The sequence below is a fragment of the Streptomyces sp. NPDC001222 genome (assembly GCF_042896945.1).
Classification (GTDB): Bacteria; Actinomycetota; Actinomycetes; order Streptomycetales; family Streptomycetaceae; genus Streptomyces; species Streptomyces gibsoniae.
Genome location: NZ_JBIAXT010000007.1, coordinates 304,956 through 316,322, shown reverse-complemented (window position 1 = coordinate 316,322; position 11,367 = coordinate 304,956). Strand labels below are relative to the sequence as shown.

Below are 11,367 nucleotides of genomic sequence, written 5' to 3'. Positions count from 1 at the left end.
CTCCCCGGCCCATTCCCCCATCACCACGAAAACGAGTCTGGCCCCGCCGCTCACGCGGCGGGGCCAGAACCCCAAGATCTTCATGAGTCTTCTAGTGACCGACGGCCCTCTCTCGGTCGAGGAACGCCAATCGGGCGCGCTTCTCGGGCAGGTACCCGTCCGGCAGGTCGATCTCGGGCAGGACGACGGCCGGGCCGGGGACGAAGCCCTGGCGCAGGAAGCGGGCGATCGCCTTCGTGTTGCGCTCGTCGGGGTCGACGACGATCCGGCGCCGGCCGAGAACGGTGAAGACGTACGCGACGACGGCGGCCAGCAGGCCCGACGTCCAGCCGGGCCGGGCCCCGCCGGGTCCGGCGGGCGCCAGGAGGAGATGGACGCCGAGGTCGCCGGGCTCGACGGGGTAGCACTCGGAGACCCGATCGGCCTCCGGCTCGTAGGTCTGCAGGAGCGCGGCCGGTTCGCCGTCCTTGACGAGGAGAAAGGCGTGATGCGTGTCGAGCGTGTCCATATGGGCGTAGATCTCGCCCACTTGCCGCCTCGTCATACCGTTCATGCCCCAGAAGGAAGCGCGTTCGCCGCTCACCCAGCCGTGCACGACGTCCAGGTCGGCGCGGGGGTCCAGGCGCAGGATCCGCACGGTGCCGAAGCCGTCGACCGGCTGTTCGTGGACGGCCTCGCGGTCGGGGGCGTACGGCTCAGCGGCCATCGGTGCTCTCCTTCGTCAGACGGTCCCAGTCGGTGACGACCGGGACGAGATCCCCCTTCAGCCACAAGGGGAGTTGATCGCGGTGGTGGGGCGAGCCCGGGACGCCCGACGCGCCGAAGGGGACCACCCAGAGGCTGTTCTCGCGGCAGGCCAGGTCCCAGACGTAACGGGCCGCCGGCCCGCGGGCGCTCAGGTCGGTCAGTCCGGGGACGGCGGAGGTGCACAGGACGCAGTCGTGGTCGCCGGACAGACCCGGTTCCTCGTACGACGTCTCCGCCAGCGCCCGCCAGGGGGCCAGCCGGTGGGTGTCCCCCCAGGTGCCCCGCGGCGGGTTCGCGGCGACCTCCTCGACGGCCTCCCGCAGCATCGCCGTCCGGTCGGCGCCGTACAGGCGCTCCGCCCTCAGCAGGTGTTCGAGGGCGTAGCCGATCCGGGGCACGAGCGCGAGCCAGGGCGCGAAGACCTCCGGGTGCCCGGTCGGGGCGGCGAGCGCGGCGAGGGCGGGATGGGCCGCCAGCCGCCGTACGAGCGCGTCGCGCACCGCCGCGTACACCGCCGCGTCCGGGCCGGCCGCGTCCATGTGCCGGTCCCAGCGCAGCAGGCGCTCGCGCAGCGCGGCCGCCCCGGGGGTGAGGCCGTCCAGGGCGGCGAGACGGTCCAGCAGGGGCGCGGCGGAGGCGAGATGGGTGTCCATGTGGACAGCCGGCATGTCCTCGGCGGACCAGGCGGCCTTCCCGGTCAGCAGGGCGCGGATACGGTCGGCCCGGTGCGCGGGGGCGAACTCGACGCCGAGCGGGGCGGCGAGACCGCGCTGGTTCGCCATCACGGCGAGGCCGTCGTCGACGGTCCCGCGGGGCATCGGCTGCCATCCCCGCCACTCGTGGCCGGGCTCCCAGGCGGGGACGGGCCGGGTGCGGTTGGCCTCGGCCCGCTGCGGCACGGAACCGGCGACGCGGTGCAGCACTCCGCCGTGGACGTCCGCCGCCAGCACGACGTTGACGGGTTCGGCCCACCGGTCCAGCGCCCGGTCCACCTCGGCGACGCTGCGCGCCCGCAGCAGCGGGAGCAGGGCACCGAAGCCGAGTTCGCCGGTGACACGGGCCGGGTGGCGCAGGGCGAGGGCGATCGGGGGGTCCTGTTCGGCGGCGGTCTCCCGGCCGGGGTGGGCGTCCTGGGGGCCGCCGCTGACCACCGGGCCCCTCGGCGTCTCGATCACCTCCACCTGCACCGGCTTGCCCCCGGCCACCTCGGCCTTCTCGAGGTGCCGGGCCACGGCACGCCACCGTCCGTCCGGGTCCAGTGCCTCCACGCCGCCGGCCGCGGTGCGGCGCAGGCGCTCGCTGTAGAGGTCCTGGTAGTCGGCCATCGCGTTGGTGATCGCCCAGGCGACCGGGCCCGTGTGGGCGAAGTGGGCGACGCCGGGGACGCCCGGGACGGCGAGGCCGACGACGTCGAACTCCGGGCAGGCCAGGCGGATCTGCTGGTAGACGCCCGGTTCCTCGATGAAACGGTGGGGGTCGCCCGCGATCAGGGCCTGCCCGGTCGTGGTCCGCTCGCCGCCGGCCAGCCAGCCGTTGCTGCCCAGGGTGCCGGGGCCGTCGGTGGCGAAGAGGGCGACGGCGTCCTCGCCGAGATGCCGGACGACCTTCTCGCGCCAGAGCTTGGCGGGGAACCCGGCGAACAGGATGTGGGTGGCGAGCCAGACGCCGAGCGGATGCCAGGGCTCCCAGCGCCCGGGGGCGAGCCCCACGCTCGCGAACTCGGGCGCGCGCCGGGCGCCTTCGCCGAGCCCCTCGGCGATCCCTTCGGTGTAGGCGCGCACCCAGTCGGCGGTCTCCGGGTCCTGTCGCTCCAGGGCGGCGAAGCAGCGTCGCGCCGTGTCCTCGATACGGGCCTGTCGCGCGAGGACGTCCCAGGCCAGGGCGGACGGGCCGAGGAAGGACGCCGAGGTGCCCTGGGCGCGGTGCCGTTCGACCTCCAGCTGCCAGGCTCGGTCCAAGGCGGTGACCCGGCCCTGGGCCCGGGCCAGCGCCCGGGCGTCGTCGGCTCGCAGATGCGGGATGCCCCAGGCGTCGCGGTAGGTCTCGGTGGTCACCCTGCACCCCATTGTGATCGCTACGGACGGTCCAGTTTAGGTAAGCCTTCCCTAAGCAGCCAGAGAATCGTACGCGAAGGGTGCGGACGGCGTCCGGCGGGGCGATCATCGGGACATGGATGTCACGCTGCACCTCGCCCAGGACCCCCAGGCCGACGCGCTCCTCGGGCACAGTCCGCTCGCCGCGCTGACCGGGATGCTGCTGGACCAGCAGATCCCGATGGAGTGGGCGTTCAAGGGGCCCTGGACCATCGCGCAGCGGCTCGGCGCCGACGACCTCGACGCACACGAGATCGCGGCGTACGACCCTGAGGCGTTCGCCGCGCTGCTGTCCGAGAAGCCCGCGGTGCACCGCTACCCGGGATCGATGGCGGGGCGCATCCAGCAGCTCTGCCGCTGTCTCGTCGAGCACTACGACGGCGACGCCGAGGCCCTCTGGCGGGACGTCGACAGCGGAGCGGAGCTGCTGAAGCGGCTCCAGGAGCTGCCGGGGTTCGGCAAGCAGAAGGCACAGATCTTCCTCGCCCTGCTCGGCAAGCAGCTGGGGGTGCGGCCCCGGGGCTGGCGGGAGGCCGCGGGGTCGTACGGCGAGACGGAGTCCTTCCGTTCGGTCGCGGACATCACCGGTCCCGAGTCGCTGGCGAAGGTGCGGGCGCACAAGCAGGAGATGAAGGCGGCGGCCAAGGCGGCGAAGGCGACCAGGACGGCACGCGCGTAGGACTCGGCCCGGGGAGGCGGTCGCCGGCTCGGGCGGACACGGCCGCCGGAGCCCGGGCGGCCGCCAGGCCGCGTGGTGTCCGTCGATCGGACCGCCCGGGTGGCGGGCCCCCGGGCAGCGGTCCAAGCATGGATCATGACCGACGCACCGAGCGGTTCCCCGTGGGGACCCGAGTACGACGACCGCCACGTCCACGCCGGCCGCGACCCGCACACGCAACGACCACTGCCGGACGGACTGGAGCCACCCGTCGAGGGGCTCCTGCACCTGCTCTCCCGCACCGCCTGGCAGGTGGTCCTGGCCACGGGTGTCGCGTCCCTGATCCTCGGAATCCTGATCCTGCTCTGGCCCGGCCCCTCGCTGCTCGCCGCCGGAGTCCTCTTCGGGCTCTACCTCATCGTCAGCGGCGTGCTCCAGGTCGCGTCCGCCTTCGGCACGCACCGCGCCACCTCGCTGCGGGTCCTCGGCTTCCTCAGCGGCGCCCTGTCGATCGTGCTGGGGCTGTTCTGCTTCCGGGGCCCCCTGGAGTCGATCCTGCTGCTCGCGCTGTGGATCGGCATCGGCTGGCTGTTCCGCGGGATCGCCCAGACCGTGGCGGCCGCCCATGACCCGGCAGTGCCCGCGCGCGGCTGGCAGGCCATCCTCGGGATCGTCACCTTCGTCGCCGGGGTCGTGCTGATCGTCTCGCCGTTCCATTCGATCGCCGTGCTCACGCTGATCGCCGGCTGGTGGCTGATCGTGGTCGGCATCGTCGAGCTGATCACGGCGTTCCGTCTCCGCGGCCGCGCCGAGCGGATCCCGCACACCGTGTGAACGCGTCAACCCCGCACCGCACACCTCACTCGACCGGGCGATTCTGCCGTCCGATGCGATGAACGGCGCCGTGTCGACGGGCAGATGACCCCTGTGAGCACCACCCCGCACCCCCCTCGTACCGCTCGTCGGTATGCCTGGCTGCGGGCGCTCCTGGTGCTCATCGCGCTGCTCGCGGCCGGTGCGCACGCGGAGGCCGTGACTGCCGATTCCGACACGGTGTCCGCGTCCCAGTCCTGCGACGCGGAGCACGAGGTGCTCGACGCGGCACTGCGGCCGGCGAACCCCCAGGGACCTCGCGCCCCCGTGCCGCTGCGGCCGGCGGCACGGGGGGCCGGCGGACCGTCCGCACCGCTGGACCCCGCCCCCATGCCCGCACGGGCACCAATCTTCCCCGCCCTGTGCGCCCTGCGCACCGTCGTCCTGCGCTGCTGACCGGTCCGGCCTTCGCACCGTCGATCGCCGTCAGCAACCGCCGTCAGCAACGCAAGGACGTAGTCATGCCCAGAGATCCGTACGCCGCTCTGCTCGCCCTGTTGCGGGCCGAGGCCGTCCGCAGCACCAAGCAGCGACCGAAACCCGATCCCGAACCCGACACCGGCGAGGAGCCTCCGACGGCCGGCGCCCGGGAGAGCGACCACGAGTAGCAGACAGCGGCCGCCCGCCCCGGGCGGCCGCCCCTGCAAGATCCGGTGCTGTGGCCGGCACGGTTCGCCGCACGCCGCGAGCCGGTGAACCTTTCCGGTCACAGCACTATCGCCTGCGGCGGGCCGTCCCGAAGAGGGAGCGTGTGATCTCCCGGCCCAGCTGCGTGCCCAGGGAGCGGGCCAGGGACTTGAAGGCGTCGCTGGTGACGACCTGTTCGACCAGGGACGGCTCCTCCCGTCCGGTCTCCCGCCCGCTCCCGGCCGTCGTCTCCTGGACCGGCCGGAGGGCCGCCTCCCGGGCCGCGAGCATCTCGTACGCCGACTCACGGTCGACCGCCTGCGCATAACGCCCGTACAGCGGCGACGACATGACCGCCCGCTCCAGCACTTCCCCGTCCACCGGCCCCATCAGGGACTCCGGCGCCCTCAGCCGGGTCACCGCGACCGGTGTCGGGGCGCCCCGCTCGCTCAGGACCGTCACCACGGCCTCCCCCGTGCCGAGGCCGGTCAGCACCTCCTCCAGGTCGTAGGGGGAGGTGGGGAAGGTCCGCACCGTGGCCCTCAGCGCCTTCTGGTCGTCCGGGGTGAAGGCGCGCAGCGCGTGCTGGACGCGGCTGCCGAGCTGGGCCAGCACCTCCGCGGGCACGTCCCGCGGGGTCTGCGTGACGAAGAGGACGCCGACGCCCTTGGAGCGGATCAGCCGCACCGTCTGGGTGATCGCGTCCAGGAACGCCTTGGACGCCCCGCTGAACAGCAGATGCGCCTCGTCGAAGACGAAGACCAGCTTCGGCTTGTCGACGTCACCGACCTCCGGCAGATCGTGGAAGAGGTCCGCGAGGAGCCACATCAGGAAGGTGGAGAACAGCTGCGGTTTGTCCTGGACCGCGGGCAGTTCGAGCACGGAGAGCGTGCCCCGGCCGTCGGGCGCCGTGCGCAGCAGCTCGGTCGTGTCGAACTCCGGCTCCCCGAAGAAGGGCGCCATCCCCTCCGCCTCGAATGCCGTCAGCGCCCGCAGGATCACCCCGGCCGTCGCCGTCGACAGACCGCCGATCTGCTTCAGCTCCGCCCGGCCCTCGTCCGAGGTCAGAAAGGCCACCACCGCCCGCAGGTCCTTCAGGTCCACCAGCTCCAGGCCCTTGGTGTCCGCGTAGTGGAAGATCAGCCCGAGCGACTGCTCCTGAGTCCGGTTCAGCTGGAGCACCTTCGACAGCAGCACCGGCCCGAAGCTCGTGATCGTGGCGCGTACGGGGATGCCCCGGCCGAGGCCGCCCAGTGCGTAGAACTCGGCCGGGAAGGCGGTGGGCGTCCAGTTCTGGCCGGTCTCGGCCGCCCGTGCGCGCACCCGCTCGTTCTCCTGCCCGGCCGCCGAGACACCGGAGACGTCTCCTTTGACGTCCGCCAGGAACACCGGCACGCCCTGCGCCGAGAGTTGCTCGGCGATCAGCTGGAGCGTCTTCGTCTTGCCGGTGCCGGTCGCGCCCGCGACCAGGCCGTGCCGGTTGAGCACCGAGAGCGGGACGCGGATCCGCGCGCCGGGCAGGCACTGCCCGTCCCACACCAGGGCGCCCAGGTCGACTGCCGGACCCGCGAAGGCGTACCCGGACGCGATCTCCAGGGCCTGCGGAGGCAGCGCGGGAGCGCTCTCCGGGGTCGCGGGCGCGGCGGCCCCGGGTACCGGCCGGCTGTCGCTCATCTCGAAGCACCTGTTCCGTTTTGCACCCGTTTACTGCATCTTTTCCAGCCTCGCACTCCGTCGCCATGGCTGCGCCCGGAACGTGTGGCCCGGTAGGCTTTCCGTGTGATCTTCAAGCGCATCGGAAACGGCCGGCCGTACCCCGACCACGGCCGGGAGAGCACCCGGCAGTGGGCGGACGTCGCGCCGCGCCCGGTCCGCCTCGATCAGCTCGTGACGACCAAGCAGCAACTCGACCTGGAGACCCTCCTCGCCGAGGACTCGACGTTCTACGGCGACCTCTTCGCGCATGTCGTGAAGTGGCAGGGCGACCTGTACCTGGAGGACGGCCTCCACCGCGCGGTGCGCGCGGCGTTGCAGCAGCGCCAGGTCCTGCACGCGAGAGTGCTCGAACTCGACTGACCCCGGGCGTTCGTCCGCCCCCTACCCGGGGGTCCGTCCACCCTTCCTGCGGATCTCGCCGCTCCGGCGCACTCCGCTCGATCCGGCGCGCCCGCCCCCGCGCCCGCGCCGTCCATCTGCGCCCCCGCGCGGACCCCTACGTCCGCTTCCTCGCCGGCCGTGCCCGTGTGCACAACCCGCCGTAAGCGCCCGCGTGGCCGTCCGTTCGCCCCGATGACCCGTTCGGGTTGGACTGAGGGGCACCCAATGATCATCTAGTAGGCATTGCCGCCTGGGCGCACTACGCTGCGCCCATGAGCATGCTGACTCCCCCCGGCATGGGTGGCCAGTACCGGATCACGGGGAGCAAGTACCCGAGGATGCGCCGACCCCGACGCCGCAGCAGGCTCGTGGTCGCCATCGTCGCGTCGGTGGCCGCTGTCGGACTGATCGGCTGGGGAACCCTGCAGCTCATCGATGTCTTCACCGGCGGCGACAGGACGTTGGCGGCCGGCTCCAAGGCGGGCTGCGCACCCAAGGTGGGTCCGTCGCCCACGGCCACCGCGAAGGCCCTGCCCGCGCCGGGCCAGATCACCGTGAACGTATTCAACGCCACGGCGCGCAGCGGCCTCGCCAAGGAGACCGCCGACGAGCTGAAGAAGCGCGGCTTCCAGATCGGCACGGTGGGCAACGCGACCGAGGACTACGACAAGAAGGTCAAGGGCGCCGGGGTACTGCTCGGCGCCAAGGCCGCCACGGGCACCAGCCTGCCCGTCCTCGGCACCCAGCTCGCCGACGCCGAACAGCGCACCGACACCCGTACGGGAGGCTCCGTCGACCTCATCCTGGGCGACGGGTTCAAGTCCCTGACGGACAAGCCGGCCGCGGACAAGGCCCTGTCGGCCCTGACCGCCCCGGCCGCGTCGGCGCCACCGGGCAAGGACGGCAAGAAGAACTGCTGAGCCACCACCCACGAACCCCCGCCGGTCCGGCGGGGGTGGGGCAGAGGGCAGGGGGTTCTACTCCGCCGCCCCGTACAGCCGGTCCCCCGCGTCGCCGAGTCCCGGCACGATGTAGCCCAGCTCGTTGAGGTGGTCGTCGACGGCGGCCGTGACCACCGTGACCGGCGTACCCGCCAGTTCGCGCTCCATCACCTCGACGCCCTCCGGGGCGGCGAGCAGCACCACGGCGGTCACGTCGCGCGCCCCGCGCCGGATCAGCTCCTGGATCGCCGCCACGAGGGTGCCGCCGGTGGCGAGCATCGGGTCGAGGACGTACACCTGGCGCCCCGACAGGTCCTCCGGCATGCGTGTCGCGTACGTGGAGGCCTGGAGCGTCTCCTCGTTGCGGATCATGCCCAGGAAGCCCACCTCGGCGGTCGGCAGCAGCCGGACCATGCCGTCGAGCATGCCGAGGCCGGCCCGCAGGATCGGCACGACCAGCGGGCGGGGACGGGACAGCTTGACGCCGGTGGTGGCGGCGACCGGGGTCTCGACGTCGATCTGTTCGGTGCGCACGTCCCGCGTGGCCTCGTAGGCGAGCAGGGTGACGAGCTCGTCGGCGAGCCGACGGAAGGTCGCGGAGTCGGTGCGGCGGTCGCGCAGCGTGGTGAGCTTGTGGGCGACCAGGGGGTGGTCGACGACGTGGAGACGCATGGCCCTAACAGTAACCGGGCTTTCCGCGGCGACCGCGCCGTGTGCGGCCCCGGCCCCGCCGTCCGGCCCGCCGCCCTGCCCCGGCTCGTCCGCGGGCCGCCCCCGTCCCCGCCGCCCCTCTCCGGCCTTCCTGGCTTCGGACCCCCCATCAGGGGGAAAGTGGGAAGGACGGAACTGGGGTGGTGTGCCTATGCCCGACGGGGAATCCCACGAGGAGCCCGAAGCGCAGGAGCCGGACGCCGAGCGCAGGCGGCGCCGGGCCCTGTTCCTGCGCGAACTCGCGGAGGCCCGGGAGCTTCGCGACCGCGTCCAGCCCCGGCGCGCCAAGGTCGCGCGCCTGCGTCACGCCATGCGCATGCGCACCTTCCGCTGGTAGCGACGCGGCCGCCTTGGGGGTGGCCGTGCGGCCACACCGCCCCGGGCCGCGTACGATCCGCTGGTGGCGGCAATGAGTGCGCTGGTGGGTGGACCGCTTCGGCCGGGGTGTTCAATCGGAGCATCCGCGATCGAAACGGCCAGACACAGGGAGCCGAAGACGTCCCCTGAGCGCCTTGTTTCTGCCACGATTCCGAGTGGGTGGGGCTCGGAGAGACCATTCCCCGCCCATAACCTCCGCCGGGGGGAACCCCAACCGGCACGCCTATGACCAGTGGGAGAGTCACGGTGTACTTCGCCGCACTGCTCGCGCGCACCGAAGACGGGTGGGAAGCGAGCGACACAGAGCTCGACGATGTGGAGACCCTGTCGGATCTGACCGACCTGGCCCGTGACGCCTCGGTCGACGAGGACACGGTGCTCGTACTCATCGAGCAGGAGGACGCATGGTTCGGCGTCGTCCGCTTGGACGGCGAGGACGACCCTCGTATCTACGTCTCGGACGCCTCCGCCGCCGCCCGTAGCTCGTACGGCGAGATCCTGCTCACCGACGAACTGCTCGGAAGGGAGCCCGGCGACGACGGCGCCGACCTCGACTCCCTCGACCTCGACGGCACCGAGGACGGTGAGCCCGACGCCGACGAGGACGGAGCGGCCTCGGACGCCTCCGTGCCGCACGGCCCCGTGGGCGACAGCGAGATCCTCGACGACCTGGGCGTCAGCGAGAAGGAGCTGCGCATCCTGGACGCCGAGGACGCGCTCAGCTCGATCGCCGAGGCCCTGGGCGCCTCGGAGGTCCTGGAGACCGTCCGCTAGGTGCACCGGGTGACCGAGGACGGGACGCCGGCCCCCGATCCGGTGCGCGACCGGTGGCGGGCCGCGATGCGGCTCGCCCTGGACGAGGCCGGCCAGGCCGCCGAGGGCGGTGACGTGCCCGTCGGCGCCGTCGTGCTGTCCGCGGACGGCGCGGTGCTGGCCGTCGGTCACAACGAACGCGAGGCCACGGGCGATCCGACGGCCCATGCGGAGATCCTCGCGCTCCGCCGGGCCGCGAGCGCGCTCGGCGAGTGGCGGTTGTCCGGCTGCACACTCGTCGTCACGCTGGAGCCCTGCACGATGTGCGCGGGTGCGCTGCAGCAGTCCCGGGTGGACCGGCTGGTCTACGGCGCACGCGACGAGAAGGCCGGCGCGGCCGGGTCGCTGTGGGACCTGGTGCGCGACCGGCGCCTCAACCACCGCCCCGAGGTCATCGACGGCGTGCTCGCCGACCGGTGCGCCCAACTGCTGACGGACTTCTTCCGGACCCGCTGAGGACCCGCCCCGGGCGATCCGCAGAAACGGATTTCAGACCACGGCCCCCCGTGGGGTAGGGTCTCCCTCGGTAGCGTGTCCGAGCGGCCGAAGGAGCTCGCCTCGAAAGCGAGTGTGGCGCAAGTCACCGAGGGTTCAAATCCCTCCGCTACCGCTGTGGAAGGGCCCCGTCGACAGACGGGGCCCTTTGTGCGTCCACGGACCGGAGCCCGCGACACGACGCGCGGGAAAAGGCCGGGTGAGGGCCTGGTGCGATTCGTGATCTTTTGCGGTTCCCGAACAACCGGCCGAGATACACTCACCGGCGGCGAACGGGCCCGCGGGGCACGGCAGACGGGGGAGGCCGCGGTGGCGGTACAGGGGAAGAAGATCGCGGTGTACGCGCTCGTGGTCTTCGCGCTCTACGTGATCATCACCGACCCCGCCAAGGCCGCCGGCTACGTCGAGATAGGGTTCGAGGGCATCTCCAGCGCCGCCAAGGCCGTCGGCCACTTCATGACCTGGATCGCCGACGGAGCCAAGTGAGGCTCCCGGCCGGGCGGCCCCCGTCACACCCCCGGGAGCGCCCGTGATCCGTCACCTGGTCCTCTTCAAGCTCAACGAGGGCGTCCGGCGCGACGACCCGCGCGTGGTGGAGGGGGTGAGCGCCTTCGAGAGCCTCGGCGACCGGATCGACGAGCTGCGCGCCTGGGAGTGCGGCTGGAACATCACCGACCGGCCCATCGCCTACGACTTCGCGATCAACTCGGCGGTCGACGACACGGACGCGCTCCGGCGTTATCTGGAGCATCCGGCACACCAGGCGGGTGTCGCGATGTGGCGCGAATTCGCCACATGGGTGATCGCCGACTACGAAATCTGAGCGACACCGCCTACGGATTCCGCGCGACACCCCCCACGAAGCCCCCCATCTCAACGATGGGGGGCTCTCCTGTGTCTTGTGCCCCAACTCTCCTTCAACACGGCGTTATGC

Annotated in this window: 15 protein-coding genes and 1 tRNA gene; 12 read left to right on the top strand and 4 right to left on the bottom strand. The window is 72.5% G+C overall.

Translation table 11 applies throughout. From position 1 onward, the window contains the following. Nucleotides 1-91: 91 nt before the first annotated feature. Together ACFY2Z_RS13640 and ACFY2Z_RS13635 are read right to left on the bottom strand one after the other, a co-directional pair. A complete protein-coding gene (locus ACFY2Z_RS13640; protein ID WP_390744334.1) occupies nt 92-706 on the bottom strand; it encodes a GNAT family N-acetyltransferase in 615 nt (204 codons plus the stop codon). Then, nucleotides 696-2,801 carry a penicillin acylase family protein gene (locus ACFY2Z_RS13635; protein WP_390744333.1) on the bottom strand — a complete coding sequence of 702 codons (2,106 nt, stop codon included), beginning with the start codon at nt 2,799-2,801 and terminating at the stop codon, nt 696-698. The genes ACFY2Z_RS13640 and ACFY2Z_RS13635 overlap by 11 nt, the downstream gene beginning before the upstream one ends. 115 nt (nt 2,802-2,916) lie before the next feature. Between ACFY2Z_RS13635 and ACFY2Z_RS13630 the strand changes: the two genes are divergently transcribed. From ACFY2Z_RS13630 to ACFY2Z_RS13615, 4 genes are all read left to right on the top strand, one after another. After that, the gene (locus ACFY2Z_RS13630; protein WP_390744332.1) at nt 2,917-3,519 is read left to right on the top strand and encodes an HhH-GPD-type base excision DNA repair protein; all 603 of its coding nucleotides are present in this window, start codon (nt 2,917-2,919) and stop codon (nt 3,517-3,519) included. Between the two features lie 135 nt (nt 3,520-3,654). Continuing rightward, nucleotides 3,655-4,332 carry an HdeD family acid-resistance protein gene (locus tag ACFY2Z_RS13625; RefSeq protein WP_390744331.1) on the top strand — a complete coding sequence of 226 codons (678 nt, stop codon included), beginning with the start codon at nt 3,655-3,657 and terminating at the stop codon, nt 4,330-4,332. Between the two features lie 93 nt (nt 4,333-4,425). After that, nucleotides 4,426-4,767 (top strand): hypothetical protein, encoded by a 342-nt coding sequence (locus ACFY2Z_RS13620; RefSeq protein ID WP_390744330.1) that lies wholly within the window; start codon nt 4,426-4,428, stop codon nt 4,765-4,767. Nucleotides 4,768-4,832: 65 nt separating this feature from the next. Continuing rightward, on the top strand, nt 4,833-4,979 hold the full coding sequence (locus ACFY2Z_RS13615) for a hypothetical protein (protein ID WP_390744329.1): 147 nt from the start codon (nt 4,833-4,835) through the stop codon (nt 4,977-4,979). A gap of 106 nt (nt 4,980-5,085) precedes the next feature. Here ACFY2Z_RS13615 and ACFY2Z_RS13610 read toward each other — a convergent pair whose 3' ends face one another. Further along, nucleotides 5,086-6,672 (bottom strand): helicase HerA-like domain-containing protein, encoded by a 1,587-nt coding sequence (locus ACFY2Z_RS13610; protein ID WP_390744328.1) that lies wholly within the window; start codon nt 6,670-6,672, stop codon nt 5,086-5,088. Nucleotides 6,673-6,777: 105 nt separating this feature from the next. Between ACFY2Z_RS13610 and ACFY2Z_RS13605 the strand changes: the two genes are divergently transcribed. Beyond that, nucleotides 6,778-7,074 (top strand): type II toxin-antitoxin system VapB family antitoxin, encoded by a 297-nt coding sequence (locus tag ACFY2Z_RS13605; protein WP_004943146.1) that lies wholly within the window; start codon nt 6,778-6,780, stop codon nt 7,072-7,074. A gap of 293 nt (nt 7,075-7,367) precedes the next feature. After that, nucleotides 7,368-8,015 (top strand): LytR C-terminal domain-containing protein, encoded by a 648-nt coding sequence (locus tag ACFY2Z_RS13600; RefSeq protein WP_390744327.1) that lies wholly within the window; start codon nt 7,368-7,370, stop codon nt 8,013-8,015. 57 nt (nt 8,016-8,072) lie between these two features. Here ACFY2Z_RS13600 and upp read toward each other — a convergent pair whose 3' ends face one another. Then, nucleotides 8,073-8,708 carry a uracil phosphoribosyltransferase gene (upp, locus tag ACFY2Z_RS13595; RefSeq protein WP_390744326.1) on the bottom strand — a complete coding sequence of 212 codons (636 nt, stop codon included), beginning with the start codon at nt 8,706-8,708 and terminating at the stop codon, nt 8,073-8,075. A 190-nt stretch (nt 8,709-8,898) separates the two neighbouring features. Between upp and ACFY2Z_RS13590 the strand changes: the two genes are divergently transcribed. The 6 genes from ACFY2Z_RS13590 to ACFY2Z_RS13565 all read left to right on the top strand — a co-directional run bounded on the left by ACFY2Z_RS13590 (nt 8,899) and on the right by ACFY2Z_RS13565 (nt 11,256). Continuing rightward, the gene (locus tag ACFY2Z_RS13590; protein ID WP_390744325.1) at nt 8,899-9,084 is read left to right on the top strand and encodes a hypothetical protein; all 186 of its coding nucleotides are present in this window, start codon (nt 8,899-8,901) and stop codon (nt 9,082-9,084) included. Between the two features lie 287 nt (nt 9,085-9,371). Next, entirely contained in the window at nt 9,372-9,899 is a 528-nt protein-coding gene (locus tag ACFY2Z_RS13585; protein WP_390744348.1) for a hypothetical protein, read from the top strand. A 66-nt stretch (nt 9,900-9,965) separates the two neighbouring features. Continuing rightward, entirely contained in the window at nt 9,966-10,394 is a 429-nt protein-coding gene (tadA, locus tag ACFY2Z_RS13580) for a tRNA adenosine(34) deaminase TadA (RefSeq protein WP_390744347.1), read from the top strand. 69 nt (nt 10,395-10,463) lie between these two features. Continuing rightward, nucleotides 10,464-10,548, top strand: a tRNA-Ser gene (locus ACFY2Z_RS13575). 194 nt (nt 10,549-10,742) lie between these two features. Further along, nucleotides 10,743-10,919, top strand: coding sequence for a hypothetical protein (locus tag ACFY2Z_RS13570; RefSeq protein WP_390744324.1), 177 nt, complete (start codon nt 10,743-10,745; stop codon nt 10,917-10,919). A gap of 43 nt (nt 10,920-10,962) precedes the next feature. Beyond that, nucleotides 10,963-11,256 carry a Dabb family protein gene (locus ACFY2Z_RS13565; RefSeq protein ID WP_390744323.1) on the top strand — a complete coding sequence of 98 codons (294 nt, stop codon included), beginning with the start codon at nt 10,963-10,965 and terminating at the stop codon, nt 11,254-11,256. Nucleotides 11,257-11,367 lie beyond the last annotated feature (111 nt).

Excerpts from the sequence above, each read along its gene's own strand:
- ACFY2Z_RS13640 (WP_390744334.1), bottom strand. The coding sequence starts at position 706 with ATGGCCGCTGAGCCGTACGCCCCCGACCGCGAGGCCGTCCACGAACAG.
- ACFY2Z_RS13630 (WP_390744332.1), top strand. The coding sequence starts at position 2,917 with ATGGATGTCACGCTGCACCTCGCCCAGGACCCCCAGGCCGACGCGCTC.
- ACFY2Z_RS13625 (WP_390744331.1), top strand. The coding sequence starts at position 3,655 with ATGACCGACGCACCGAGCGGTTCCCCGTGGGGACCCGAGTACGACGAC.
- ACFY2Z_RS13615 (WP_390744329.1), top strand. The coding sequence starts at position 4,833 with ATGCCCAGAGATCCGTACGCCGCTCTGCTCGCCCTGTTGCGGGCCGAG.
- ACFY2Z_RS13610 (WP_390744328.1), bottom strand. The coding sequence starts at position 6,672 with ATGAGCGACAGCCGGCCGGTACCCGGGGCCGCCGCGCCCGCGACCCCG.
- ACFY2Z_RS13600 (WP_390744327.1), top strand. The coding sequence starts at position 7,368 with ATGAGCATGCTGACTCCCCCCGGCATGGGTGGCCAGTACCGGATCACG.
- upp (WP_390744326.1), bottom strand. The coding sequence starts at position 8,708 with ATGCGTCTCCACGTCGTCGACCACCCCCTGGTCGCCCACAAGCTCACC.
- ACFY2Z_RS13590 (WP_390744325.1), top strand. The coding sequence starts at position 8,899 with ATGCCCGACGGGGAATCCCACGAGGAGCCCGAAGCGCAGGAGCCGGAC.
- tadA (WP_390744347.1), top strand. The coding sequence starts at position 9,966 with ATGCGGCTCGCCCTGGACGAGGCCGGCCAGGCCGCCGAGGGCGGTGAC.